Raw genomic sequence first — 24,745 nt, forward strand, 5'->3', positions numbered from 1 at the left:
AAAGAGTATGAGGCGACTAGGCAAGCCGGTTTCAATGATGTTCGCCACCAGCTCAAACCCGATGATGGTGAACAATATCCAGCTCATTCGGCGTGAGCAATCGTTCGAGCCGTTCCTCGAGTGCCCCATTGGCCTTCTTGTGACCGAACCCCGGGATCCGTCCGGGAGACCGCGCGGTCGAACCCGACTCTTCAGCAGGCAGGAGCGGGACCGCTTGGGCCTTGCGATGTAGGAGCGAGCGCAGGTTCACGGCCGATCACCTCACGTTTCCCGTCGGAAGCTGGTGGCAGTGTCTGTTGCTTCGTCTATCCCATATTGTGCGCCGCGCATTACTTTTGGCGGGTCGGCAACACCGGAATGTGATCTAGTTGATTTTCAGTGTCCGGAACTAGGATGACTGTGACCGACAATCACGTCTCCAGGGGGCACCGTTGCCGAAAGAACTCGAAGCCACCATCGACATCAAGGCAGCGCCGGAGCAGGTCTGGAACATCGTCTCCGACCTCAAGCGCATGCCCGAGTTCAGCCCGCAGTGCGTGCGCATGCAGCCGCTCGGCCGCCGCGTCCACACCGGCACCTGGACCGTCAACCTCAATCGCGACGGCAGCAAGTTCTGGCCCACCACCTCGCGGGTGGTGCGCTTCGAACCCAATCGGGCCATCGCCTTCCGGATGAACGAGAGCCGCGTCATCTGGAGCTTCACACTCGAACCCACCGAGGGCGGCACCCGGGTCATCCAGCGCCGCGATATCCCCCACGGGGTCAGCGCGTTCTCCCGCAAGGCCATCTCGGCAGGGTTCGGGCCCGAAGAGGGGTTCGAGGATTCGCTCGTCGCGGGCATGAACGAAACGCTCGGCAAGATCAAGGCCGTCGTCGAGCGCTGAGACATCGCCGTCGAACACGGAGGCGTGTTTGCCGGTGACCCAGCGCAATCCTGCGTAGGTTCGGACCATGCGACGACTTACAGGTATCTGCGCCGCGGCCACCGGTCTCGCGCTACTTCTGACCGGCTGCGGCAGCTCCGACGATGGCGATCGGACCGTGACCGTGGTCGGCAGCGGAAAAGTGCAGGGCACGCCCGACGTGCTCAATGCCGACCTCGGGGCCGAGGTCACCGCCCCCGATGTGTCCACCGCGGTCGACACGGCCAATGACAAGGCCAAGGCCATTACCGACGCGATGGTCACTGCCGGGGCCAAACGCGAGGACATTCGCACCAGCGACCTGTCCGTCTACCCGAACTACGGCCCGGACGGCCGCGAGATCTCCGGATACCGGGCCACCAACTCCGTGCACGTAGCGGTCCGGGATCTGACCAAGGCCTCGTCCATCCTGGATGCGGCGGTCAAGGCCGGTGGCAATGAAACCCGGATCAGCTCGGTGTCATTCGGGCTGGAGGACAACACCAAACTGCTCTCCGATGCGCGCGCACGCGCATTCGACGACGCGAAGAGCCGGGCACAGCAGTACGCCGATCTCTCCGGGCTCAAGCTGAAGTCGGTCCACACCATCAGCGAGAACAGTGGCGGCTCCTCCCCCACCACGCTGAAGGAAGCCGCCCCGGCCTCGACCTTCAATCTCGAACCGGGCCAGCAAACGGTGACCTTCACGGTCACAGTCGTATGGAATCTCGGCTAGTTACTTCCAGTTCGGCAGCGTGACCACCTGGGCCGCGTAGGACAGGCCCGCACCGAAGGCGATGAGCAGGGCGGTGCCGCCGGGTTTGGCATCGCCCTTACGCATCATGGCCTCCATGGCCAGGGGGATCGAGGCGGCCGAGGTATTGCCGGTCTCCTCGATGTCATTGGCCAGGGCGCAGTGCTCGGGGAGTTTCAGTACGCGGGCCATGATTTCGATGATCCGGCCATTGGCCTGGTGCGGAACCATGGCGTCGAGTTCTTCGGGGGTCAGGCCCGCGCGTTCGATGGCATCGCGGCAGACCTTCTCCAATGAGTGTGCGGCCCAGCGGAATACGGCCGTGCCCTCCATGGCGAGATAGGGGCGCACGGCGTCCAGGCCCTGCTCGTCGATCTCGCGGAAGAAGTCCATCCAGTCCTTGTCCTGGCGGATGGCGTGATGCTGGGTGCCGTCCGAACCCCACACCGTCGGGCCGATGCTCGGCTCCTCCGCGGCCCCGACAATGACCGCGCCCGCACCGTCGGCGAACAGGAAGGCGGTGCCGCGGTCCTTCGGATTGATCGCGTCGGTGAGGCGTTCCACGCCGATCACCAGCACATTCCGGGCGGTGCCGCCCTTCACCAGATCCGAGGCCACCGCCAGGGCGTGGCAGAACCCGGCGCATCCGGCGGAGATATCGAAGGCGGCGACGCCGGTCAGCCCGAGTTCGGTGGCGATCTGCGGCGCAGCGGCGGGAGTGAGCAGCAGCCAGGTGGAGGTGGCGACAATGACGCAGTCGATCTGGTTCGCGTCGATCTCGGCGGCCTCGATGGCATCGCGGGAGGCCGCGGCGCTCATGGCGATGATCGTCTCCTCGGGGGAGGCGAAGCGGCGGGTGCGGATTCCGGAACGCGTCCGAATCCATTCGTCGCTGGAGTCGATGGGGCCGGCAACCTCATCATTAGTCACGACCCGAGCGGGGCGGTACACGCCGAGCCCGAGCATTGCCGTGTGCTCTGCCCCGCTGATCGAGGCAATTCGAGCAGACATGGTCTTCTCCTATGTACCGCGCGTCGAACGTGACCTTCATCGGGTGCCCAATCAGACATGAGGCTCCCTCATATTAATCGGAACAGACTCTCATGCGTGTGCTTATGCTCACAATCGAGGGGTATTGCCAGGCGGCTCACTGCGACGTCCGAGGCCGACACTGCGAGCGCTGGGCCACGTTCCCGTATCGTGTGATCGCGGTCCGAAACCGCACCTACCCGCGCATGAAAGAGGAGCTTGTGGCCCGCCGTCCCACCCCGCCCGGCACCCCCGAACAAACCGGACTCGGCCACGTCGCCGACCTGGTTCGCTCCGCCATCCCGCCGCTGCATCCGGCCGGCCTGCCCTTCGTGGCCGCGCCGCTCACGGTCGCCACGCTGGGCTTCCGGCACAAGTGGGTGCGTCGCACGGGCCTGTTCGCGGCCGCTGCCTGCGCCACCTTCTTCCGGCACCCCCATCGCGTGCCGCCGAACCGGCCCGGTGTCGTGGTCGCGCCCGCCGACGGCGAGGTCGCCCTTGTCGACACCGCGGTGCCGCCCGCCGAACTGAACCTCGGCGATCAGCCGCTGCCGCGCGTGAGCATCTTCCTGTCGGTGCTGGACGTGCACGTGCAGCGCACGCCGGTCAGCGGCGTCGTGGAGAGCATCGTCTACAAGAAGGGCGAATTCCTCTCCGCGGACCTGCCCGAGGCCAGTGACGCCAATGAGCGCAACTGCATGGTCATCGAGGCCGAGAACGGCAAGCGCATCGTCGTCGTGCAGATCGCGGGCCTGCTGGCCCGGCGCATCGTGTGCGAGGCCAAGGTCGGCGACAAGCTCTCGATCGGTGAGACCTACGGCCTCATCCGGTTCGGCTCCCGCGTGGACACCTACTTCCCGATCGGCACCAAACTGCTCGTCGTGCCCGGGCAGCGGACCATAGGCGCGGAAACGGTGCTGGCCGAACTGGATTCATGATGGAACAACTCGCGCCCGCGCCCGTGGCGCGCCGCCGGAATCGCACTGTCCGCTTGCTACCGAGCATGGTGACCATCCTGGGTCTGTGCTCGGGGCTCTCGGCGATCAAGTTCGCCATGCAGGGGCAGCTCGGCATGGCGCTGGCGCTGGTCGGCGCGGCCGCCATCTTCGACATGCTGGACGGTCGCATCGCCCGCATGCTGGATGCCACCACCAAGATGGGCGCGGAACTCGATTCGCTATCTGACGCCATTGCCTTCGGCGTCGCACCGGCACTCGTGCTGTACGTGACCTTCCTGCACTCCGACAGCGTCGGCTGGATTCTGGCGCTCATGTTCGCGGTCTGCATGGTGCTGCGGCTGGCCCGCTTCAACACGCTCATGGACGACGACAATGTGCCCGATTGGCAGCGTGAGTATTTCGTCGGCGTCCCCGCACCGGCGGGCGCGCTCATCGTGCTGCTGCCGATCGCGCTGTCCGAGCAGTTCCATGACGGCTGGTGGGTCAGCTTCCCGGCGGTCGCGATCTGGACCGTATTCACCGGACTGCTCTGTGTGAGCACGCTGCCGACCCTGGCCATCAAGTCGGTGTCGGTCGCGCCCAGGACCGCGCCCATACTGCTGGTGCTGGTCGCGCTGGCGGCCGCCCTGCTGGTCACCTACCCGCTCATACTGATGATCGGACTGGTGGCGCTGTACCTCGGCCACATCCCGTTCGCCGTGCATTCGGCGCGCTGGGTGGCGGCCCGGCCGGAGACCTGGGATCACAAGCCCGCCGAACGCCGGGCACAGCGCCGGGCGCAGCGGCGTATCCGGCCGCTCGGCCGGGTGCCCCGGGTGTCCTCGGCCCGGCTGCGGCTGCGCCGCCCCAGCGGACGGCTCTGACCGCTCGAATTCCGCTCGGCCCCGCTCGAATCCATGACGGAATCGAGCGGGGCCGAGCACTTTCCGGGCACGGTCCGGACGAGCCCGGACTGAGAACAGACCGCGGCGGGCACAATGGGTTCCGTGCCGGAACTCGCGCTGACCGCCCGACTCAATACCAAGGCCGCAGACAACCGGAAGGGGCTGGTGCGGCTGCATCCCGAGACGCTGACGGCGCTCGGCTTGCGGGAATGGGACGGGATCGCGCTGATCGGGGCGCGGCGGACGGCCGCGGTGGTGGCGGTCGCGCCCGCCGGGACCGCACCGGGGACGGCACTGCTGGACGAGGTGACGCTGTCCAACGTGGGGGTGCGGGAGAACTCGACGGTGGTGGTGGCCCCGGTGACCGTCTATGGGGCACGCCAGATTTCGGTGACCGGCTCGGCCCACGCCACCGCCTCGATTCCGGAGGCGACACTGCGGCAGGCGCTGCTCGGGAAGATCGTCACCGCAGGCGACACGGTCTCACTCTCACCTCGTGATCTGGGACCGGGCACCAGTACCGCGCCCGCCTCACGGGCACTGTCGCGCGCCTTCGGGTTCGCGTGGTCCTCGGAACTGCTCACCGTGACCGCGACGGACCCCGCCAGCGGGCCGGTCAGCGTGCAACCCAATACCGCGGTGGTGTGGGGGCCGGGCGTCCCGGTCACCGATCACGCGCAGGCCACGCCTGTCGGCGAGGCGGTGCGGGCTCCGGTTCGGATCGATCAGCCGCAGTCGGCAGCTCCCGTTTCGGCGGTGGCGGTGGCGGATCTGGCCGGAGTCCAGGCGCAGGCAGCCAAGCTGAGGGAATGGCTGAAGCTGGCGCTGGACGAGCCGCAATTGCTGAAAACCCTTGGCGCGTCCTCACATCTGGGCATCTTGATCACCGGACCGGCCGGTGTCGGCAAGGCGACTCTGGCGCGCGCGGTGGCCGGTTCGCGACGGGTGGTGGCCCTGGATGGACCGGCGGTCGGGGCGACCGAGCCCGGGGCCCGGCTGCAAGCGGTCAATAGCGCCGCGACCGATATCTGCGGGGGCGCGGGCGGGATTCTGATCATCTCCGATATCGACGCCCTGCTGCCTCTGGCCGCCGAGCCGGTGGCGACGCTGATCCTCGATCAATTGCGAGCGGTCGTGGCGCATCCGGCGGTCGCCCTACTGGCGACGACTTCCGATGCGTCCGGGGTTGATTCGCGACTGCGCGCCCCGGATCTGTGCGACCGGGAGGTGTCACTGCCGCTGCCTACCGCCGTGGTACGGGCGGCGCTGCTCGAACAGCTATTGCGAAATGCGCCGACGGAAGACTTGAAACTCGATGTAATCGCCTCGCGCACACCCGGATTCGTGGTGTCTGACCTGGCGGCGCTGGTGCGGGAGTCGGCGCTGCTGGCGGCGGCGCGAGCCAGCCGCGAGCACGGCGAACCGGCCATCCGACAGGAAGACCTGATCGAGGCTCTGAAGGTCATCCGCCCTTTATCGCGTTCAGGTTCGGAGGAACTGGCTATTGGGAGTTTGAGCCTGGATGACGTCGGCGATATGACCGAGACGAAGCAGGCGCTCACGGAGGCGGTGCTGTGGCCGCTGCAACATCCGGATTCGTTCGCGCGCCTCGGTGTCGATCCGCCGCGCGGGGTACTGCTCTACGGTCCGCCGGGCTGCGGCAAGACGTTCCTGGTGCGGGCACTGGCCGGTACGGGGCAGTTGAGCGTGCACTCGGTCAAAGGCGCTGAGCTGATGGACAAGTGGGTCGGGTCGTCGGAGCGCGCGGTCCGCGAGCTGTTCCAGCGCGCCCGCGATTCCGCGCCTTCGCTGATCTTCTTGGATGAGGTGGACGCGCTCGCCCCGCGGCGTGGCCAATCGAGTGATTCGGGTGTATCGGATCGGGTGGTCGCGGCGCTGCTGACCGAGTTGGACGGGGTGGAGCCGCTGCGGGATGTGGTGGTGGTCGGCGCTACCAACCGGCCGGAATTGATCGATCCCGCGCTGACTCGGCCCGGCCGCTTGGAGAAACTGGTGTTCGTGCCGCCGCCGGATGCCGCCGGGCGGGCCGACATCCTGAACACCGCCGCCAAGGGCGGGGTGCACCTGGCCAAAAATGTGCGGCTGCGGAAGCTGGCCGAGGATCTGGAGGGTTATTCGGCCGCGGACTGCTCGGCCCTGCTGCGCGAGGCCGCGCTGTCGGCGCTGCGCCGGGATATCGATGCCGATGTCGTGACCGCCGCCGATGTCGCGGCGGCTCGCAAGACGGTGCGGCCGTCGCTGGATCCGCTTCAGGTGGAGGCGCTGCGCAAGTACGCCGAGCAGCGCGCCAACGCGGGCCAGCCCGGCTCCTCCCCGGGCTATGTGTGAGCGGGATCGAGACCAGCAGTAACAGACCAATCGGTTCTATTACAGAATCCGATTAGCAAACCTCGCATTGAGGGCGAGTCGGACCGACCGGTAGGTCTATCGCCGGTAGTTTCACCCAGGTGAGGTCGTATCAAGTAGCGCTCGAGACGGTGACGGCGCTAGTGGCGACAACGGTTGCCGGACTGTCGCTGGCTTTGCCGATCGATTTCGGCTGGACGTCCGAGACCTCCGCATTGCAGCTCGATCTGCTGGCCTACAGCCTGCCGCGCGCGGTCGCCGCGGGCGTCCTGGTCGCCATGATCACGGCGGTGCTGGTCACCACGCTCGGCAGCGTGGTCGTGGCGTGGGGCACCGCGCTGGGCGGGCTGGTGGCGCTGCTGGCCAATCACGCCTTCGGTCACACCGTCGACCCCACCACCTCCCTCGCCACCCTGAATTTCATCGACTCGACCGCGGGCGGCGTGATCATGGGCGCGCTGGGCGCGGCCGTGCTGCATCACAAGCTGCCCGCCTACGGCTGGACTCTCGGCGCGCTGATCAGCCTGCTGATCGGCTCGGTGAACCCGCTTCCGCGCATGGGCGGCAGCACGGCCGAGGATGCGCTGATGCCGCATTGGACAGCCTCGGATATGCCGCCCATGTGGATGATCGAGGTCGCGCTGGTGCTGGTCGCCCTCGGCGTGCTCATGAATCGCAATCGCCCGCCGGCCCGCAAGCCGTCCGTCGAACTGCCGCTGACGCCGATTCTGGCGGGCGTGGTGCTGGTGCTGATCACCCTGGTGAGCGCCGAATGGCTGGCCCGGCACGGTGGCAGCGTGGCCGCGATCGGGCTGGGTGTGGTGTCGTCGGTGACCACCGCGCTCATTGCCGCCATGCTGCTGCCACGCCGCGACGGCGAACTGGTGCTGATCGGTGCGGCCCTGGCGGCGGTGGGTTCGGCGACCCTCACCGAGAATCTGCCCGCCTGGTCGATTCCGGTGCTGGTGGGCGTGGCCGCGCTGGGCATGTGGTCGGGCAGCCGCCACGGCGCGCCGATGCTCTGCCTGGCGGGGCTGGGGGCGCTGGGGGTGGTCACGGCCTTCACCGAGGACGCCGATTGGGCACTGCTGACCGTCGGCGGCACGGCCGTGCTGGCCTGGCTGTTCGGCTTCGGCCTGACCGCCGCCACGCCGCGTTATGTGCCGAGCCGGGTGCTGGGCACCATGGTGATCTTCATACCGTCGGCGGTAATGGGTTTGCGGGACTACACCTCTCGCGGCCACTACGCGCTCCAGGGCGCGGACAAGGTGGTGTGCACGGTGATGGGCGGGAATTCGCCGGCCCCGGCCTGGGCGGCGGTGCTGATCACGCTCGGCTGCGCGGGGAGTCTGACATTGCTGCGGCACAATCGGCCCGCGCCGCCTCCGATACCGGCCGCCGCTGCCACCGGATCGGACGAATCATCCGAATCTTCGCGCGGCACAAAGCCCGACGAGCAATAGACCGGAGGCGGTCAGGCGCGGACGGCAGCGAAGGGTTCGGCCGCCACGGGCACGGCCGCGAACCAGGTGCGATAGAACGCGGTCACATAGGCCGCGAACACGCTCAGCACGAGAATCCCCGCGGGAACCGGATGTTCGGCGTAGGTCAGCGAGAGGTAGCGGTAGGACAGCAGCAGCGCGGCGAACAGCAGCGCGCCCGCGCCGACCAGCCGGATACGCGTACTGTCCCAACCTCGTTCGGGCGCACGGAGTCCCGATTCGATGGCCAGGCACAACACCGCGCCCGCCACCAGATCGGCCCCGTAGTGGTAGCCGAAGCCGAGAGTGGCGGACAGGGTGGCCAGGAGCCAGAAGGTGCCGCCCCAGCGCAGCCACAGCGGCGCGGCCTGGCCGGTGATCACATCGCGGCGGGAGTGGATGAACAGCGAGAGCGCCCATGCGGTGTGCAGCGAGGGCATGCAGTTGCGCGGGGTGATGGTGTCGAATCGCAGTGAGCCCGGGGTCATGTCGATGGGCGGCACGATATTCGGCCAGTAGTCGCCGAGGGAGAAGGCGTGCCCGTCCGCGCCGTAGGCGAAGATCGGCCCGACCACGGGGAAGATCACGTAGAAGATCGGCCCGATCAGGCCGACGGTCAGGAAGGTGCGCACCAGATAGTGGCCGGGCCACTGTCCGGTCTTGACCACATTGCGCAGCTGCCAGATGGTCACGATCATCGCGCCCAGCGGCAATTCGATGTAGACCCAATGCAATACGAAAGTGGGGATGGGCCCGGCCGCGTCCAACAGTTGGCCCATGAGCCAGGAGGGGTCGCCGAGCGCGTGGTCGACCAGGACGACGTGTTCGTCGAGGACCTTGGGCCCGGCCATCATGGTGATCATCAGCCAGACGTCGGCGACCTTGTTGGACAGCACCAGCAGAATGCCGAGGGCGGCGGCGTGCAGCGCGTTGCGGCGTTCGATGCCGTCCCAGCGCCAGGCCGCGATGACGACGATGGCGGTGAGCACGATGACCGGGCCATTGCCCATGGCCAGCGGCCCGCCCGAGAGCGAGCGCACCCCCTGGTAGACGAGGTCGATGCCCAGCGCGGAGCCGAGCGCGATGAACCGGTGCCGCCAGGACAGTCCGATCAGGGCGAGCCCGAGCCCTGCCCACGGCACGGTGAATGATTTGGGGCTGCCGAGGAAGTCGGCCCGGATGCTTTCGACGGGTCCGAGGAAGTGATTGCGCGCGGCCACGATCTGCAGGGCGATGAGCAGCACCGGAACAGCGGCCAGCACGGCGATCCGGATGCGCCGCGACGACAGGGCCTGCATCCGGTTGCGGCGCGCCTCGCCGACTGATTCGGAACGCGGTCCCTCGAGCAACACTCAGCCATAGTAAACGTCGCATGAACGCCGACCCCGTGAGTAGTTGAACGCCGCCTACCGTGTGAGATGAACAGCCCCCGGTGGCGGCGATATCACCCCTGGCCAGCGCGTACGGCGTACGTGGATGGGAGTAGCGAAAATCACACTCCCAGAATTCGCGGTCGGCGTGGCCACACCGCATCATCCGGGCCGCGCGGGGAGCTAGTGCCGCAACTCCTGCACGAGCGAATCGACCACCGCGACCAGATCGCCCTGTGCGCCCGCGGCGACGCGGCGCTGACGTTGGTAGGACGCGCCGTGCTTGGGGATCTCGGCGACCAGGGCGAGTTCGTTCTCGCAGCCGAGGCTCTTGGCGGTGGGCTCGAGCCGGTTGAGCAGGTCCATGAGGTCGTCGGTGACCAGGCGCTCATTGCTGTCGGCGTCGGTGATGATGATGGCGTCCAGGCCGTAACGCGCTGCGCGCCACTTGTTTTCCTGCACATGCCACGGTGGGATGGTGGGCAGCGTCTCACCGGCCTCGACGCGGCGGTCCAGGTCGACGATGAGGCAGTGGATGAGCGCCACGAGGGCGGAGAGTTCGGTGCGGGTGGGGGTGCCGTCGCAGATGCGGACCTCGATGGTGCCCCACTTGGGAGCGGGGCGGATATCCCAGTGCATGCCGCCGATTTGTTCGAACACACCGGTTTTCATCTGATCGTGCGCGAAAGCCTCGAACTGGGTCCAGTTTTCGAACTGGAAGGGCAGTCCGGCGGTGGGTAGCTGCTGGAACATGAGCGCGCGATTGCTGGCGTAGCCGGTGTCGACGCCCGCCCACATGGGGGACGAGGCCGAGAGCGCGAGCAGATGCGGATAGGACAGCAGCAGGCTGTTGAGGATCGGGAAGACCTTCTCCGGGTGGGAGACTCCGACGTGCACGTGCACGCCCCAGATCAGCATCTGGCGGCCCCACCACTGGGTTCTCTCGATCAGCTCGTCGTAGTGGGCGCTGCGGGTGAGCTGCTGCGTGGACCATTGCGCGAAGGGATGCGTTCCGGCGCAGAAGATGTCGACCCCGAGCCGGTCGGCGGCGCGGCGCACGGCGTCCTGGGTGGCGCGTAGCTCGTCGACGACTTCACCGACATTGTCATGCTTACCGGAGACCAGCTCGACGGTATTGCGCAGCAGTTCCTTGGTGATCTGTGGCGTGCCGTCCCAGGCACGCAGGTCACCGCAGGCGTCGAAAACGTCTGCGGCCCGGTTGGATAGGTCGCGCGTCTGCTTGTCGACGAGCGCGACTTCCCATTCGACGCCCAGCGTGGGCCGGGGCGAGCTGTTGAAGTGGACCTTCGAGATGCCTGCCCCGGCCATGGATCACCCTGTATTAAGAGACGACGCCGCAGGCGACCCGAGCGCCCGCGTCACCGGTCGCCATGGTGTCGGCGTCCGGCCCGGTAGCGCCGCCGGGCTGCGTGTAGCGAGTGGGGACGTTTCCGAAGTTGTCGGCGCTCGCGTGAATGATCAGGGCCTTACCCTTGATCTCCTCGAGTGTGACGGCATCGGTGCTGGTGGTCAGCTTGGCCGAACCGTCCTTGAGGACCTCGAGCGAGGTGAGGTCACCGCTGGCGGGCTTGGCGTTCTGGTCACCGACCTGGAAGTGGCCGCCGGCGGACAGGAAGTCGCCGGGCGCGCCGCCGTTCGGCGGCATGGAGTTCGGCTCGCACTTGCCGTTCTGGTGCAGGTGCAGGCCGTGGAAGCCGGGCTTGAGGCCGTGCGCTTCGACGACGACCTCGAGATGGCCGCCCTTATTGGTGAAGGTGGCGCTGCCGACCGAGACGCCATTGGAGTCCTTCAGCGTGGCGCTGACGGAATCGCGGGGCTCGCTGGTGTTGCCGAGGCCTTCGGGGGTGCCGGCCGGCGCCGAGGCGCTGGTGAAGACCGGCGGAGTCGTCCCCTTGACTTCGCTCGACTCCTGACCATTGGAGCAGGCGGTGAGGCCGAGGACCGCGACCGCAAGCACCGGGGTCACTGTCCACCAGGACGGGCGACGAGTTGTGGACGGGGCCATCGGGGAACTCCTTTACGAGTACCGAGTTTACGGGTAAAGCTGACTGGACATGATTGCTACTCGGACAAGATGATGCCAGAGGCGTGATCCCCTCCGATGGAGGGGCCATCCGGGTGTTCTGTTGCCTGTGAAGAGACTCGGTCGAGACCGCTATGCCACCTGGCCGCGTGCTGAAACCTCGGTAACCTCAGTTGCCGGTCACGATGACGATGACTCCCGGCGGGGAATCGGCGATTCCGGGGAAACGCGGTTCGGCGGTGACGCCGAGTTCCTTGGCGATGGCGACGGCCGCCGCCTGCTCACCGGGCGAACTGCCGTAGTACACGGTGGTTTTGGGGATGACGCCGGTGGCGTAGTTGCCGGTCTCGGTGACATTCCAGCCGCTGGCGGTGAGCTGCCCGCCGGTCTGGGCGGCCAGGCCCGCGATGACGCCATTGTTGTAAACCCGTACGGGAACGGACTTGTCGGCGGCAGAGGTTGCTGAGGGTGCGGTGGTCGGCGGGGTGGTGGTGACCGGAGCCGTGGTCGTGGTGACGGGTGGCGTCGTGGTGGCGGCCGGGGCGGTCGTGACCGGCGGCGCGACCGCGGACGACGGGGCCGAAACCGGCTGGGCCACAGTGGTGCTGGGCGCGGCGGAGGTTTCGGACGCGCTCGAGGAGTCCGAACTCGACAATGACATGGCGCCCAACCCGGCGAACACGATGGCCAGGGCGATCAGCACCATGGCCAGGGCCCGCAGCGGCGGACCGCCGGACGGCGAAATCGGGTTGCTCACGGCGTCGAGCCTAATCGTTGCGGGCGCTCGCGTGCGGCAGTGCGGGCGTGCTTCACACCTGGAATCCGAGACGGCGTGCGGCCCTGGTCTTCTGGCGGCTGGCGCGCAGCCGGCGCAGGCGCTTCACCAGCATGGGGTCGGCGGCGAGGGCCTCGGGCTTGTCGACGACGGCATTGAGCACCTGGTAGTAGCGGGTGGGCGAGAGGTCGAACAGCTCGCGAATGGCTTCCTCTTTGGCGCCGGCGTACTTCCACCATTTGCGCTCGAAATCGAGGATGTCGAGTTCGCGGCGGGAAAGCCCGTGCGCGCCATCCGCATCGGCCGCGAGGTCCTCGCTCGCGGAAGGGCGGTGCTCGCTTGCGGAAATATCCCGTGCCGCTGCGCTGTCCATAGTGCTCCCTCGCCGAGTGGTCACCAGACGAATATGGTGCTTGTGCGTCTCGGGCCATTCAACCACGCGGCGAGACGTTCCCGATGCGTACCGCTCGGCGTGTTTTTGTGATCCACACCCGGCGTGTCGCAGGCCGGGGCCGGCTGTCCGGTTTGCCTGTACGGTCTGCCCGGCGGCACCGGCAAAGGGCACCGGACCGGCCGCGAGCAGCCACCCAGTAGGCTCTGAGCATGGCTATTCTCCCGATCGTCATCGTCGGCGACCCGGTTCTGCACAACCCGACCGAGAAGGTCACGCAGACCCCTGAGGAACTGGCCGAACTGATCGCGGACATGTACGAAACCCTGGATGCCGCCAATGGCGTGGGCCTGGCCGCGAATCAGGTCGGCGTGGGGCTGCGGCTGTTCATCTACGACTGCCCGGACGAGAACCCGGACGGCACCGTGGTGCGCCGCCGCGGCGCGGTGATCAACCCGGTGCTCGAGACCTCGGCGATTCCGGAGACCATGCCGGATCCGGATGACGACGAGGAGGGCTGCCTCTCCGTCCCCGGCGAGCAGTACCCGACCGGTCGTGCCGACTGGGCCAAGGTCACCGGCACCGACGAGAAGGGCGAGCCGGTCGAGATCGAGGGCCACGGCTTCTTCGCGCGCATGCTCCAGCACGAGGTCGGCCACCTGGACGGCTTCCTGTACGTGGACGTGCTGGTCGGCCGCAATGCCCGCGCCGCCAAGAAGGCGATCAAGCGCAATGGCTGGGGCGCTCCGGGTCTGAGCTGGATTCCGGGCACCGTCCCGGACCCGTTCGGCCACGACGACCACGACGACTGATCCCCCGCCGCATATGACACCTGATTCCGGGCTGCCGCCGATCGGCAGGCGGGTGGTGGTGCGCTACCGCCTGCCCGAGGGGTATCCGCAACCGCTCACCGATGTGATCGGTGAACTCCTGCACGCCGATCCGCTGACCGTGCGCACCGCCGACGGCCAGGTGATCTCCATTGCCCGGGATCGGGTGGTGGCGTGGAAGGCGCTCGGCCCCAGGCCGATTCGGACCAGCGAGATCCGCGCCCTGGAGGCCGCGGCCGCCGACGGCTGGCCGGGCGTGCAGCGCGCCTGGATCGACGGCTGGCTGCTGCGGGCCGGGACCGGATATACCGGGCGCGCGAATTCGGCGGTGCCGCTGGGCGGTTCGGAGGGTCCGGCGCTGGCGAGCACGGAGGCGCTGCATCGCATCGGCGAGTGGTACACCGCGCACGGGCTGCCCCTGCAACTGCTGCTGCCGGATCGGCTGGCGGCGGTGCCGTCGGGCTGGCGGACCTGGAACGAAACCCTGGTGCTGGCGGCCGATATCGAGACCTTGCCCCTGCCGGAGGGGCCGCCGATGGTGCGGTTCACGCCCGAACCGGATGGGGCGTGGCTGTCCATGCACCGCCATCGCGGCGGCGACACCGATGTCGGTTCGACGCCGGTGGTGGAGGTGCTGACCGCGGTTCGCGACGGTGAGGTCGGTTTCGCCGCACTGGGTTTGCCGACACCGGTGGCCATCGGCCGGGCGGCGGTCACCACCGCGCCGGACGGACGGCGCTGGGTGGGCCTGACCTGCGTGGCCGTCGGGGCGGCGCATCGCAGGCGCGGACTCGGTGCGCTGCTGTGCGCGGAGATGATCCGCTGGGGGCAGGCGCGCGGTGCGACACATGCCTACGTGCAGGTGGAGGCGGACAATGAAGCAGCGGTGGCGTTGTATCGGGAGATGGGGTTCCTCGAACATCACGCGTACCGGTACGCCGCCCCGTAGTTCATGGTTCGAAAACCCCATGCTCGAAAACCCCATGCTTGAAAACCCATAGTGCTGAAAGGTTTCCCGTGCGTCTCGCGACCTGGAACGTGAATTCGATTCGCTCCCGGCAGGATCGGGTGCTCTCCTGGCTGGACCGCCACGATATCGACGTGCTGGCCATGCAGGAGACCAAGTGCAAGGACGAGCAGTTCCCGTTCGAGGCCTTCGAGGCCGCCGGGTACGAGGTCGCGCACGTGGGCTTGAACCAGTGGAACGGTGTCGCGATCGCCTCGCGAATCGGCCTGGAGGATGTGGAGATCGGTTTCCCGGATCAGCCCGGGTTCGACAAGGACGCCGGTGCGTCCCTGCTGAGCACTCCGGTGGTGGAGGCGCGGGCGGTCGGCGCGACCTGCGGCGGCGTGCGGGTGTGGAGCCTGTACGTGCCGAATGGCCGCGCGCTGGACGATCCGCATTACACCTACAAGCTGGAATGGCTTGCGGCCCTGCGTAACTCGGGTGCGAAGTGGCTGGCGGAGGATCCGGACACGCAGATCGCGCTGGTGGGCGACTGGAATATCGCGCCGACCGATCTGGACGTGTGGTCGCCGGAGTTCTTCGAGGGCAAGACGCACACCTCGGAGAAGGAGCGCGATGCCTTCGAGTCCTTCGCCGAGACGGGCTTCTCGGATGTGATGCGCCCGTTCCATCCCGGACCCGGCGTCTACACCTATTGGGACTACACCCAGCTGCGCTTCCCTCGTAAAGAGGGCATGCGCATCGATTTCATTCTCGGCTCCCCCGCTCTCGCGGCCCGCGTCACCGAGGCGAACGTGGACCGCGAGGAGCGAAAGGGCAAGGGAGCCAGCGATCACGCCCCGGTGATCGCGGACCTCGCCGGTTAAGCGGGTCTGGTCTTGATCGCGTCCCGGGAGATGTAGACGTCGTAGTTGCCCGCGGTGGCGATGACGGCATTGCCGTAGGCCGAGCGGACGAACGGCTTGGTGTACCAGCTCTCCTTCTTCATGTCCTGGAAGAAGTCGCCGTCGCCGCCATTGAGGAAGATGTGGTTCTGCTTGGTGGCGATGCCGTCCAGGCGCTGCCCGTAGAGCCGGGTGACCTTGTATCCGGAGCTGAAGCCGAGGGCGTTCACCCACGGTTCCATTTCGACGATATTGGCCTGCAGGACCCACATATCGCCCTCGACTTGGTATTTCAGGTGCTGCTCGTCGTGGTCCTTGTCCCCGTAGAGGGTGAGGTCGACGTCGAGCAGGTGCTCTTGACCGGAGACCGGGGAGGCGACGATATGCGCCGCCTTCACCTCACCGGTGAGGCCGAGGAAGGTTTGCAGCAGGGTGGTGACCCAGAGGATCACCACGGCGGCGAGGATCAGCGAGATCGCGCCCGCGCCACGCCCGGCGAGGACTTTCCAGCCCACCTTGCGCGCCTTGAAGAGCGCGGTCACCAGCAGCGCGATCGCCGCGATCGCCATCACTATCAGCAGGATCTGAATCCAGCCGAACGATACCGGGAAGACCATGCGGTAGTTGTACCCGTTGTGCGGCAATCAACTCGGCAGGTCACAGACAGAACGCGCGTGTCATGTCGGCGAGCCCTGAGACACGCCGACATGACACGCGCTGAAGATCAGAAAGCTGCTTCGTCCAGCTTCATGATGTCGTTGTCGAGGTTCTCCACGACCGAGCGGACGCCGGTGATGAGCGGCAGCTTGTTCTTGGCGAACCAGGACGCGATGCCGACCTTGCCGATGTAGAAGTTCTTGTCCTTCTCGGCGGCGCCCGCGTCGAGGGCGGCCTGGGCGATGGCGGCGGATTCCAGCAGTCGCCAGGCGATGACGAGATCGCCGGTGGCGTACAGGAACCGGACCGAGCCGAGGCCGACCTTGTAGAGCTCCTCCGGGTTCGCCTGTGCGGCCATCAGGTAGCCGGTCAGCGCGGCGGCCATGCCCTGGACATCGGCCAGCGCGGTGCCGAGCAGTTCGCGCTCGGCCTTGAACTGGTCGGGTCCGCCGTCGATGAACTTCTGGATCAGCCCGGCCACGTGCGCGAGGGCGACGCCCTTATCGCGAATGATCTTGCGGAAGAAGAAGTCCTGCGCCTGGATGGCGGTGGTGCCCTCGTACAGCGAGTCGATCTTGCAGTCGCGGATGTACTGCTCGATCGGGTAGTCCTGGAGGTATCCCGAACCACCCAGGGTCTGTAGCGATTCGGTCAGGCTCTCGTACGCGCGGTCCGAACCGCAGCCCTTGACGAGCGGCAACAGCAGGTCGTTGACCTTCTCCGCCAGCTCGGCGTCGATCCCGTAATTGGCTTCGGCGACATCGGCGTTCTGGTGCGAAGCGCAGTACATGTACAGCGCGCGTAGGCCTTCCGCGTAGGCCTTCTGGGTGGCCAGCGAACGACGCACATCCGGGTGATGGGTGATGGTCACCCGCGGCGCGGCCTTATCGGTCATCTGGGTGAGGTCCGCGCCCTGCACGCGCTGCTTGGCGTATTCGAGGGCGTTCAGGTAACCGGTGGACAGCGCGCCGGTGGCCTTGGTGCCCACCATCATCCGCGCGTTCTCGATGACCTTGAACATCTGCGCGATGCCATTGTGCTTGTCGCCGACCAGGTATCCGACCGCCGGGATGTCGCCGCCGAAGGTGATCTCACAGGTGGGCGAGGACTTGATGCCCATCTTGTGCTCGACGCCGGTGACCAGCGCGCCGTTCTTGTCGCCGATCTCCATGGTCTCGGGATCGAAGTGGAAGCGGGGCACGATGAACAGGGACAGACCCTTGGTGCCCGGTCCCGCGCCTTCGGGGCGGGCCAGCACCAGGTGGAAGATGTTGTCGGCGGTATCACCGACATCGCCGCCGGAGATGAAGCGCTTGACGCCCTCGATGTGCCAGGTGCCGTCGGCCTGCTGCACGGCCTTGGTGCGGCCCATGCCGACGTCGGAGCCGGCGTCGGGCTCGGTGAGCACCATGGTGCCGCCCCAGCGGTTCTCCCAGGCGTGCGCGGCCCAGCGCTGCTGCTGCTCGGTGCCCTCGTCGAAGATGACCTTGTGCATGAGCGGGCCCATATTGAAGAAGCTGGCCGAGTTGTTGGCGGCCACGATCATTTCCTGAATGCCCCAGATGAGGGCGTTCGGCGCGGGCACGCCACCCATCTCCTCGGACATGCCGAGACCCGAGTAACCGGCGTCGTTGACGGCCGCGACCGTCTTCTTCAGCGATTCGGGGACGGTGATGGTGTGCTGATCCGGGATGAACTCGACCGGGTTGCGGTCGCCCTCCACGAAGGATTCGGCGATCGGTCCCTCGGAGAGCCGCTTGGCCTCGGTGAGCATGTCGCGGGCGGTCTCGCTGTCCAGGTCGCCGTAGGCACCCGTGTCCAGCAGCTCGCCGATTCCCAGGACTTCGAACAAGTTGAACTCGATGTCTCGCAGGTTCGCCTTGTAATGGGACACGGGAATGGCCTCCTCGCCTAGGTTTTCGCGATCAAGCTCCTGATGATCGAGTGCAGTTTGCCGTACGCTCGTCCGGCTACGCCACCGTAGGCGTTTGTGCCTCCGGTCACTAGCACCGTCAGGCGGTGGTTCGGGCCGCGCGGCCGTATAGTTCGCGCGCTTGCGACGGAGTCACGGTGATCGGATTCTGCGGGATTCCCGCTTCCATGTGCTCTTTCAGCAGTCGCGCGGTCATCGGGCCGACGCCATTGCGGGCGACCGCCAGCTTCAGGCGGTCATTCTTCAGAGCGGCGATGGCGATTCGCACCGCCCGCGGGTAGGCGGCGTCGAGCAGGCCGGGCTGGTCGAAGCCGCCGGTTTCGCGCATCCACTTGGGGAGGGTGGCGATGGCCGCGGGCGCGACCAGACGACTGCCCGCCCACAGCTTGAAGCCGCGATCGGACGGCGTGAACAGCAGGTAGTGCATGCCGCGGTGGGCGCGCTCGGAGGAGCTGAGCTTGGGCCGCATCATGGCGAAGTATTCGCGGACCTCTTCACGCGAGCGGGGGACGTCGGCCGGTTTGCAGGTCTGGAGTTCGGCGGCGGTGACGCAGTCGGCCCAGTACTGCTTCTCCTCGGCCGGACTGAGCGGGCCGGGACCGTACATCTCGTAGCACTTGAGCACCGAATGCCAGCCGGTGACGTGAATCCACAGCTGAGAGTCGGGATTGTTCGCGCTGTAGCGCTTTCCGCTGATCGGCTCGATGCCGGTGGCCTTGGCGTGCACCTGCATGAGGTGTTCGGAGGCCTCGATGGCCATCCGACTGTCGGCGACCGCGGCGATCAGGAAGTAGGCGAAGGTGTGGTCGAGCCGCCCGCGCGGATCGGTGTAGATGCCGCCGACATCGGCGACGGCCGCGGTGAGCGCGGGATCGAAATGCTCGAGGGTGACCGCGCGCTGGAATCCGATGACCGCGGTGGACGCGGTCCAGACCTTCCAGGTGGGCGAGTCCGGCCCGAAGAAGCCGTAGTCGACTTCGCGGATGGTCCGGGCGGGTGCGTCGAATTGCGGACGCGTGGTCGCTGCGGTCATCGTGCTGCTCCTTTGCAGTGTCGATGCGCGGTCTTCCGGACGCCGAATCAGTCCGGAAGACCTATTCATTCACGAATGTAGCATTTGCTGAGCTGCGCGAACATAATCCACGCTAGCAAGCTCAGGGGTTCATGACGTAAGCACCTGCCAGCTTTCTGACCTGCGACAACACCTCATCGAATCGAGCGTCGTCGGCCACCGGGCGGCGCACCAGATCGAGCGCGCGCGTCTGCTGCGCCTTGGTGGCGGTCGGCTTGCTGTGCAAGGTGATCGCGTGCTTGGAGAACTCCCGCACGAAGACATCGAAGAGCTGATCCAGCACGGCCGGATCGGTGCCGTCGATCTCGGCCTGCTCGAGAATGAGCTGGGCGTACGGGACCATGGTGAACAGCTCGCCGAGCCCGAACAGGAAGTCGACGTCCTCCTGCTGCGCGGCCGTGGGAGTGGCTGCGGCCAGCAGGGTTTGCAGGGCCAGGGCCTGCTCCAGGAACACCGCGACATTCGGTACGTGCGCGAAATTCTCGAAGACCGGCTTCCAGTCGGCGAAGCGGATCTTGCCCAGACCGCTGCTCGGCCCCTGCCGGAACAGGAATTCGTCGTCGGCGGCATCGCGGCGGGTCTTCACGGGAGCGTGTGTGGCACGGGCGAATTCGGCCTTCAGCGTGGGCACCGCCCGGCTCGCGGGAGCAGCCGCGCGACGGCTGGTCCAGCTGAGCGCACCCGAGATGGCCCGCACGGCCGCCTTGGGCGCGACGCTCGCGCCGGGCAGATAACGCAGCGCGGCCAATCCGGCATCGGCGGGATGGAACATGTAGTTGGGCATGAACTTCAGCGACAGCGCGAGGTTCACGTGCACGGTGCCTTCCAGGCGCGGCAGGCCGAACATGCCGACCATGGCCATGGGGAAGTACATATCGTTCTCGAAGCCGCGCGCGGCGATCACATCGGCCAGATCCTCATAGAGTTTCTGCCCGTTGCGGGTGACCGACATCTTCTCGATGGCATTGAAAAGCAGGTAGCGCCGGTCGTTCTCACGGGCCGAGCGCATGTAGTCGATGGCGCGCTCGCTGTAGAGCTTCATGCCGATCAGTCGCGCGAAGCAGTCCGCGAGCAGCGATTTCACCTGTGGGAACTCGGTGACCCGGTGCCCGAACAGGATTCGGCTGTCGGCGTGCGTGACGGCCTCGTAGAGGGCGTGCTCGCAGGCACCGACCGCGCCGAAGCCGAGATTGAACTTGCCGACATTGACGGTATTCATGGCGGCGTCGAAGGCGGCCCGGCCGGTGTGCAGGATGTCGGACTCCGCGACCGGATAGTTCTCCAGATCGAAGGCGGCGACGTACATCTGGGAGTCGACGACGTTCTTGCGCAGCTTGTAGTTCTTGTGCCGGGAGTCGGCGGCGAAGAAGAGGTAGCCCGAGTACTCCTCGTCGGTCATCTTCCGCAGGAAGTCGGCGGAGTCGATGATCGGCTTATCGGCGCGGCGGCCGAAGACCGAGACCATGGCGGCCTGATTGCCATTGCCGATGTAGTACTTGCCGCCGGTGGCGGTGAATCCGCCGCGCGGCTTGGGCTCGAGGACCATATCGGTGGAGTACACGTCCGCGCCGTGCGCCTGTTCGGAGAGGCCGAAGGCGAAGATCTCGCCGGAGTCCAGGGCCGCGGCGGCGCGCGCCTTGGCTTCTTTGTTCGCGCTCTGCCAGATCGGGCCGAGGCCGAGGATGGTGACCTGCCAGACGTACCAGTACTGCATGCCGTAGAAGCCGAGGATCTTGCTCAGCATGGCGATGCGCGCGGTGTCCCAGCGCTTGTCCGGATCGCCGCCGCCTTCCGCGGCCGGGGTCAGGAAGATCGCGAAGAGGCGTTCGGTCTTCACGAAATCGAGGAATTCGGCGTACCAGACGCGGTCGCGGGCGTCGGCCAGCAGGCGGGCCTTGCCGCGATCCTCGAACCAGTTCACGGTGGCGCGCAGCAGTCGCCGGGTTTCTCCGTCGAATTCGGTGAACGCGCAGGTCTTCGGATTGAAGAGGGTCTCGGTCATCTCGGCTTCCTGGGGCGGGGCGGCGGTACCTCGGGGCACTTTCATTCGCGACAGTAGCATTTTCCTTCACCGTTGCAGGAAATGATCTTGGAGTCGCCACACGGGCGAAGGCCTCATACCGGGCACGCTCGCGCGGACCGGCCCCGACCAGCCGTTCCCCTGTCCCGGCGCGCTGCTATCGTCGGTCCTCATGGGCACCGATTCGGCGGTACGACCACGGCAGCGCGCCCGGCATCTCGGGCCCGAACGCCGTCGACCCCAGGTGCTCGACACCGCGCTGGAGATCGCCGTGGAGCACGGCATCGCGGCGATCACCATCGCCGCCGTCGCCGACCGCATGAAGGTGACCCGCCCGGTCGTCTACGCCTGCTTCGCCGATCGAGTCGAACTCATCGAGGCGCTCATGCGCCGCGAGGAGGACTACCTACTCAACGGCATTCTGGAAACCCTGCCGCGCCGCCGCGTCGAGGCCGACGAGGCCGTATTCGTGGAGGGCTTCCGCGCCCTGCTGCACGCCGTGGCCATCCGCCCCGACACCTGGCGGCTGCTGTACGGGAATCCCGATCCGGCGGTGGCGGATTCGTTCGGCCGCGGCCGCGATCTCGCGGTGGAACGCTGCACCCGGCGACTGCGACCGACCCTGCGCGCCTGGGGCACCGAGGATGCCGAGCGCAAACTTCCGGCACTGGTGGAACTGTGGGTGTCCGCCGGTGAGGGTGCGGTCCGCACCCTGCTGACCGGTTCGCCGGACTGGAACCCCGACACCCTGGGCGAATTCGTGGGCGCGGCCGTCTATCGCGCCCTCCGGCACGCCTGAGCGGTCCAGCCGCACGCTCGAAAACTGCGCAATCCGAACACCTGAAACCGGGGTTGCTGCGCAATTCCGATGGCTACGATGGGAAATACGGACCCAATAGTCAACGGGAGACCGGCGATGACGTTCTATCGGCAAGTCGGATCGGTGCCGCCCAAGCGGCATACACAACATCGGGATGCGCAGGGTCAGCTCTATTACGAGGAGCTGATGGGAGAAGAGGGCTTCTCCGGCGACTCCTCGCTGCTCTATCACCGCGGATTACCGCCCGCCATAGTGGATTCCACGGTGTGGGCGCTACCGGATCAGCGGACCCACCCGAATCATCCACTGCGGCACCGGCATTTGAAGCTGCACGACCTGTTCCCCGGGGACACCCCGCGCGACACCGATGTGGTGACCGGGCGGCGGCTGGTGCTGGGCAATGCGGATGTGCGGCTCTCGTATGTGGCCGCGCTCGGCGAATCACCCCTGTACCGCAATGCCATCGGCGACGAACTGGTCTATATCGAATCCGGGAGCGCCCGGGTGGAGACCGTGTTCGGCGCGCTCACCGTGCATCAGGGCCATCAGGTGCTGCTGCCGCGCGCCACCACACATCGCTGGCTGCCGGACGGGCCGGAACCCTTGCGCGCGTATATTATCGAGGGCAGCGGGCATATCACGCCGCCCAAGCGCTACCTGTCCAAGTACGGGCAGTTGCTGGAGCACGCGCCCTACTGCGAGCGCGATCTCCATGGTCCGGCCGAACCACTGCTCGCCGACGGCACCGAGGTGGAGGTGCTGGTCAAGCATCGTCCCGCCGGTGAAATCGTCGGCACCCGAATGGTTTACGCGACGCATCCCTTCGATGCGGTGGGCTGGGACGGCTGCCTGTATCCGTTCGCCTTCGATATCGCCGATTTCGAGCCCATCACCGGCCGGGTGCATCAGCCGCCGCCGGCGCATCAGGCGTTCGAGGGCAATAACTTCGTGGTCTGCAATTTCGTGCCGCGCAAGGTGGACTACCACCCGCTGTCGATTCCGGTGCCCTACTACCACTCCAATGTGGATTCCGACGAGATCATGTTCTATTGCGGCGGAAACTACGAGGCGCGCAAGGGATCCGGGATCGGGCAGGGGTCGGTGTCGGTGCATCCGGGCGGGTACGCGCACGGGCCACAGCCGGGGGCCTACGAGCGCAGCATCGGCATCGAATTCTTCGATGAACTGGCGGTCATGGTGGATACCTTCCATCCGCTGCAACTGGGTGAGGCCGCGCTGGCCTGCGAGGACCCGAATTATGCGTGGACTTGGTCGGGGCGTGGGCCGGAGAAGTGGATCTGAGGGACGGGTGGATATGAATAGCCGTGTGCGGATCGAAATCCCCGAGGATTCGGGATTCGGGCTGACGCATCTCCCCTACTGCGTATTCCGCCCGCGCGGGGGTGAGCCGCGGGTGGGTGCGCGAGTGGGTGAGAGCATCATCGATCTGGCGGTGGCCCTGGATGATCCGATGTTCGCCCAGCCCAGCCTGAACGCGTTCATGACGCAGGGCCCGCAGTGCTGGCGGGAGGTGCGCGAACGAGTGCATGCCGCCGCCGAATCGGAATTGCCCGCGGCGGCGGTGCATTCGGTGCAGGCGGTCCGTGTGGACCTGCCCATCGAGGTCGCGGATTACGTGGATTTCTATGCCAGCCTCGATCATGCCACCGCCATGGGCCGCATCTTCCGGCCGGATGGTGAAGCGCTGCTGCCGAATTGGCGGCATCTGCCGGTGGGGTATCACGGGCGGTCGGGCACGGTCGTGGTGTCGGGGACCGAGATCACCCGGCCGCGGGGGCAGACCCGAACAAGTGCCGGGACACCGGAATTCGGGCCGAGCCGCCGCCTCGATATCGAGGCCGAGCTCGGATTCGTGGTCGGCGCGGGTTCGGCCCTGGGCATCCCGATCCGGACGGAGGACTTCGCCGAGCACGTATTCGGGGTGGCGCTGGTCAACGACTGGTCGGCCCGCGATATCCAGGGGTGGGAAGCGCAACCCCTCGGCCCCTTCCTGGGCAAGTCCTTCGCTACCTCCGTATCCGCGTGGGTGACGCCCTTGGATGCCTTGGCCGCGGCGCGGATTCCGCTGCCCGCGCAGGATCCCGAACCGCTGCCCTACCTGACCGGCAGCGGTGCCTGGGGTTTGGACATCGACCTGCGCGTGGACTGGAACGGGCAGCGGGTCTCCACTCCCCCGTACCGCCGCATGTACTGGTCACCGGCGCAGATGCTGGCGCATATGACGGTGAACGGCGCGTCCACCCGCACGGGTGACCTGTTCGCCTCGGGCACGATTTCCGGGGCCGAGCGCGATGAGCGCGGCTCGTTCATGGAAATGAGCTGGAACGGCACCGAACCCATCGATCTGGGCGATGCGAAGCGCACCTTCCTGGAGGACGGTGACGAGGTGTCGATCACGGCCTCGGCTCCGGCCGTGGGCGGTGGCCGATTGACGCTGGGCGAGGTCCGGGGGCGGATTCTGCCGGTGCGCTGACTTGCGGCTCGACCCGCCGTTCGCGGAGTAATAGTTCGATCACATGGCCATGACCATGATCACTGTCCGTACCGGGCGGCGGATCAGGAACGCTACCGTTCCGAAGTCTAGG

Annotated in this window: 22 protein-coding genes; 12 read left to right on the plus strand and 10 right to left on the minus strand. The window is 66.9% G+C overall.

From position 1 onward, the window contains the following. Nucleotides 1–431: 431 nt before the first annotated feature. Entirely contained in the window at nucleotides 432–884 is a 453-nt protein-coding gene (locus tag AB0N05_RS17760; protein WP_364694759.1) for an SRPBCC family protein, read from the plus strand. Between the two features lie 67 nt (nucleotides 885–951). Further along, nucleotides 952–1,638: an SIMPL domain-containing protein gene (locus tag AB0N05_RS17765; RefSeq protein WP_364694762.1), complete on the plus strand. Its 687-nt coding sequence runs from the start codon at nucleotides 952–954 to the stop codon at nucleotides 1,636–1,638. On the opposite strand, the gene AB0N05_RS17770 is transcribed toward AB0N05_RS17765, so the two are convergent. Beyond that, the gene (locus tag AB0N05_RS17770; RefSeq protein WP_364694765.1) at nucleotides 1,639–2,667 is read right to left on the minus strand and encodes a beta-ketoacyl-ACP synthase III; all 1,029 of its coding nucleotides are present in this window, start codon (nucleotides 2,665–2,667) and stop codon (nucleotides 1,639–1,641) included. 239 nt (nucleotides 2,668–2,906) lie between these two features. Here AB0N05_RS17770 and AB0N05_RS17775 point away from each other — a divergent pair, with 239 nt between their 5' ends. From AB0N05_RS17775 to AB0N05_RS17790, 4 genes are all read left to right on the plus strand, one after another. After that, entirely contained in the window at nucleotides 2,907–3,623 is a 717-nt protein-coding gene (locus AB0N05_RS17775) for a phosphatidylserine decarboxylase (protein ID WP_364696424.1), read from the plus strand. Then, a complete protein-coding gene (pssA, locus tag AB0N05_RS17780) occupies nucleotides 3,623–4,507 on the plus strand; it encodes a CDP-diacylglycerol--serine O-phosphatidyltransferase (protein ID WP_364696427.1) in 885 nt (294 codons plus the stop codon). Before AB0N05_RS17775 ends, pssA begins: the two co-directional genes overlap by 1 nt. A 114-nt stretch (nucleotides 4,508–4,621) precedes the next feature. Beyond that, the gene (locus tag AB0N05_RS17785) at nucleotides 4,622–6,877 is read left to right on the plus strand and encodes an AAA family ATPase (RefSeq protein ID WP_364694768.1); all 2,256 of its coding nucleotides are present in this window, start codon (nucleotides 4,622–4,624) and stop codon (nucleotides 6,875–6,877) included. 161 nt (nucleotides 6,878–7,038) lie between these two features. Beyond that, nucleotides 7,039–8,358, plus strand: coding sequence for a hypothetical protein (locus AB0N05_RS17790; RefSeq protein ID WP_364694771.1), 1,320 nt, complete (start codon nucleotides 7,039–7,041; stop codon nucleotides 8,356–8,358). A gap of 11 nt (nucleotides 8,359–8,369) precedes the next feature. On the opposite strand, the gene AB0N05_RS17795 is transcribed toward AB0N05_RS17790, so the two are convergent. From AB0N05_RS17795 to AB0N05_RS17815, 5 genes are all read right to left on the minus strand, one after another. After that, nucleotides 8,370–9,674 (minus strand): DUF5933 domain-containing protein, encoded by a 1,305-nt coding sequence (locus AB0N05_RS17795; RefSeq protein ID WP_364696429.1) that lies wholly within the window; start codon nucleotides 9,672–9,674, stop codon nucleotides 8,370–8,372. A gap of 255 nt (nucleotides 9,675–9,929) precedes the next feature. Further along, on the minus strand, nucleotides 9,930–11,075 hold the full coding sequence (locus AB0N05_RS17800) for a glutamate--cysteine ligase (RefSeq protein ID WP_364694774.1): 1,146 nt from the start codon (nucleotides 11,073–11,075) through the stop codon (nucleotides 9,930–9,932). Between the two features lie 13 nt (nucleotides 11,076–11,088). Then, the gene (locus AB0N05_RS17805; RefSeq protein ID WP_364694777.1) at nucleotides 11,089–11,772 is read right to left on the minus strand and encodes a superoxide dismutase family protein; all 684 of its coding nucleotides are present in this window, start codon (nucleotides 11,770–11,772) and stop codon (nucleotides 11,089–11,091) included. Between the two features lie 187 nt (nucleotides 11,773–11,959). Further along, complete coding sequence (locus AB0N05_RS17810; RefSeq protein WP_364694780.1) at nucleotides 11,960–12,547, minus strand: LytR C-terminal domain-containing protein; 588 nt, start codon at nucleotides 12,545–12,547, stop codon at nucleotides 11,960–11,962. Between the two features lie 52 nt (nucleotides 12,548–12,599). Beyond that, entirely contained in the window at nucleotides 12,600–12,938 is a 339-nt protein-coding gene (locus AB0N05_RS17815) for a DUF3263 domain-containing protein (protein WP_364694783.1), read from the minus strand. Between the two features lie 230 nt (nucleotides 12,939–13,168). Here AB0N05_RS17815 and AB0N05_RS17820 point away from each other — a divergent pair, with 230 nt between their 5' ends. The 3 genes from AB0N05_RS17820 (at nucleotide 13,169) to AB0N05_RS17830 (ending at nucleotide 15,619) form a co-directional block, all read left to right on the plus strand. Next, on the plus strand, nucleotides 13,169–13,768 hold the full coding sequence (locus tag AB0N05_RS17820) for a peptide deformylase (RefSeq protein WP_364694786.1): 600 nt from the start codon (nucleotides 13,169–13,171) through the stop codon (nucleotides 13,766–13,768). A gap of 13 nt (nucleotides 13,769–13,781) precedes the next feature. Continuing rightward, nucleotides 13,782–14,735: a GNAT family N-acetyltransferase gene (locus AB0N05_RS17825; protein WP_364694789.1), complete on the plus strand. Its 954-nt coding sequence runs from the start codon at nucleotides 13,782–13,784 to the stop codon at nucleotides 14,733–14,735. A 68-nt stretch (nucleotides 14,736–14,803) separates the two neighbouring features. Continuing rightward, nucleotides 14,804–15,619, plus strand: coding sequence for an exodeoxyribonuclease III (locus AB0N05_RS17830; RefSeq protein WP_364694792.1), 816 nt, complete (start codon nucleotides 14,804–14,806; stop codon nucleotides 15,617–15,619). Here AB0N05_RS17830 and AB0N05_RS17835 read toward each other — a convergent pair. The 4 genes from AB0N05_RS17835 to AB0N05_RS17850 form a co-directional block, all read right to left on the minus strand. Further along, entirely contained in the window at nucleotides 15,616–16,254 is a 639-nt protein-coding gene (locus AB0N05_RS17835; protein ID WP_364694795.1) for a hypothetical protein, read from the minus strand. The genes AB0N05_RS17830 and AB0N05_RS17835 overlap by 4 nt on opposite strands. A 107-nt stretch (nucleotides 16,255–16,361) precedes the next feature. Next, nucleotides 16,362–18,188, minus strand: a complete 1,827-nt coding sequence (locus AB0N05_RS17840) for an acyl-CoA dehydrogenase (protein WP_364694798.1) — start codon at nucleotides 18,186–18,188, stop codon at nucleotides 16,362–16,364. A gap of 118 nt (nucleotides 18,189–18,306) precedes the next feature. Beyond that, a complete protein-coding gene (locus AB0N05_RS17845; RefSeq protein WP_364694801.1) occupies nucleotides 18,307–19,260 on the minus strand; it encodes an oxygenase MpaB family protein in 954 nt (317 codons plus the stop codon). Nucleotides 19,261–19,381: 121 nt separating this feature from the next. Next, complete coding sequence (locus AB0N05_RS17850; RefSeq protein ID WP_364694803.1) at nucleotides 19,382–21,301, minus strand: acyl-CoA dehydrogenase family protein; 1,920 nt, start codon at nucleotides 21,299–21,301, stop codon at nucleotides 19,382–19,384. Between the two features lie 190 nt (nucleotides 21,302–21,491). Between AB0N05_RS17850 and AB0N05_RS17855 the strand changes: the two genes are divergently transcribed. The 3 genes from AB0N05_RS17855 to fahA all read left to right on the plus strand — a co-directional run bounded on the left by AB0N05_RS17855 (nucleotide 21,492) and on the right by fahA (nucleotide 24,633). Then, the gene (locus AB0N05_RS17855; RefSeq protein ID WP_364694806.1) at nucleotides 21,492–22,118 is read left to right on the plus strand and encodes a TetR/AcrR family transcriptional regulator; all 627 of its coding nucleotides are present in this window, start codon (nucleotides 21,492–21,494) and stop codon (nucleotides 22,116–22,118) included. Between the two features lie 117 nt (nucleotides 22,119–22,235). Further along, a complete protein-coding gene (locus tag AB0N05_RS17860) occupies nucleotides 22,236–23,441 on the plus strand; it encodes a homogentisate 1,2-dioxygenase domain-containing protein (protein WP_364694809.1) in 1,206 nt (401 codons plus the stop codon). 13 nt (nucleotides 23,442–23,454) lie between these two features. Further along, nucleotides 23,455–24,633, plus strand: coding sequence for a fumarylacetoacetase (gene fahA / locus AB0N05_RS17865; protein WP_364694812.1), 1,179 nt, complete (start codon nucleotides 23,455–23,457; stop codon nucleotides 24,631–24,633). The last annotated feature ends 112 nt before the right edge of the window (nucleotides 24,634–24,745 follow it).

This window comes from Nocardia sp. NPDC051030 (assembly GCF_040683015.1).
In the GTDB taxonomy this organism is placed as follows: Bacteria; Actinomycetota; Actinomycetes; order Mycobacteriales; family Mycobacteriaceae; genus Nocardia.

Bases quoted from the DNA above. Each gene is read 5' to 3' on its own strand.
- pssA (WP_364696427.1), top strand. From the start codon at position 3,623: ATGGAACAACTCGCGCCCGCGCCCGTGGCGCGCCGCCGGAATCGCACT.
- AB0N05_RS17825 (WP_364694789.1), top strand. From the start codon at position 13,782: ATGACACCTGATTCCGGGCTGCCGCCGATCGGCAGGCGGGTGGTGGTG.
- AB0N05_RS17815 (WP_364694783.1), bottom strand. From the start codon at position 12,938: ATGGACAGCGCAGCGGCACGGGATATTTCCGCAAGCGAGCACCGCCCT.
- AB0N05_RS17850 (WP_364694803.1), bottom strand. From the start codon at position 21,301: ATGACCGAGACCCTCTTCAATCCGAAGACCTGCGCGTTCACCGAATTC.
- AB0N05_RS17770 (WP_364694765.1), bottom strand. From the start codon at position 2,667: ATGTCTGCTCGAATTGCCTCGATCAGCGGGGCAGAGCACACGGCAATG.
- AB0N05_RS17820 (WP_364694786.1), top strand. From the start codon at position 13,169: ATGGCTATTCTCCCGATCGTCATCGTCGGCGACCCGGTTCTGCACAAC.
- AB0N05_RS17860 (WP_364694809.1), top strand. From the start codon at position 22,236: ATGACGTTCTATCGGCAAGTCGGATCGGTGCCGCCCAAGCGGCATACA.
- AB0N05_RS17795 (WP_364696429.1), bottom strand. From the start codon at position 9,674: ATGCAGGCCCTGTCGTCGCGGCGCATCCGGATCGCCGTGCTGGCCGCT.
- fahA (WP_364694812.1), top strand. From the start codon at position 23,455: ATGAATAGCCGTGTGCGGATCGAAATCCCCGAGGATTCGGGATTCGGG.
- AB0N05_RS17845 (WP_364694801.1), bottom strand. From the start codon at position 19,260: ATGACCGCAGCGACCACGCGTCCGCAATTCGACGCACCCGCCCGGACC.
- AB0N05_RS17765 (WP_364694762.1), top strand. From the start codon at position 952: ATGCGACGACTTACAGGTATCTGCGCCGCGGCCACCGGTCTCGCGCTA.
- AB0N05_RS17855 (WP_364694806.1), top strand. From the start codon at position 21,492: ATGGGCACCGATTCGGCGGTACGACCACGGCAGCGCGCCCGGCATCTC.
- AB0N05_RS17800 (WP_364694774.1), bottom strand. From the start codon at position 11,075: ATGGCCGGGGCAGGCATCTCGAAGGTCCACTTCAACAGCTCGCCCCGG.
- AB0N05_RS17785 (WP_364694768.1), top strand. From the start codon at position 4,622: ATGGGTTCCGTGCCGGAACTCGCGCTGACCGCCCGACTCAATACCAAG.
- AB0N05_RS17805 (WP_364694777.1), bottom strand. From the start codon at position 11,772: ATGGCCCCGTCCACAACTCGTCGCCCGTCCTGGTGGACAGTGACCCCG.
- AB0N05_RS17835 (WP_364694795.1), bottom strand. From the start codon at position 16,254: ATGGTCTTCCCGGTATCGTTCGGCTGGATTCAGATCCTGCTGATAGTG.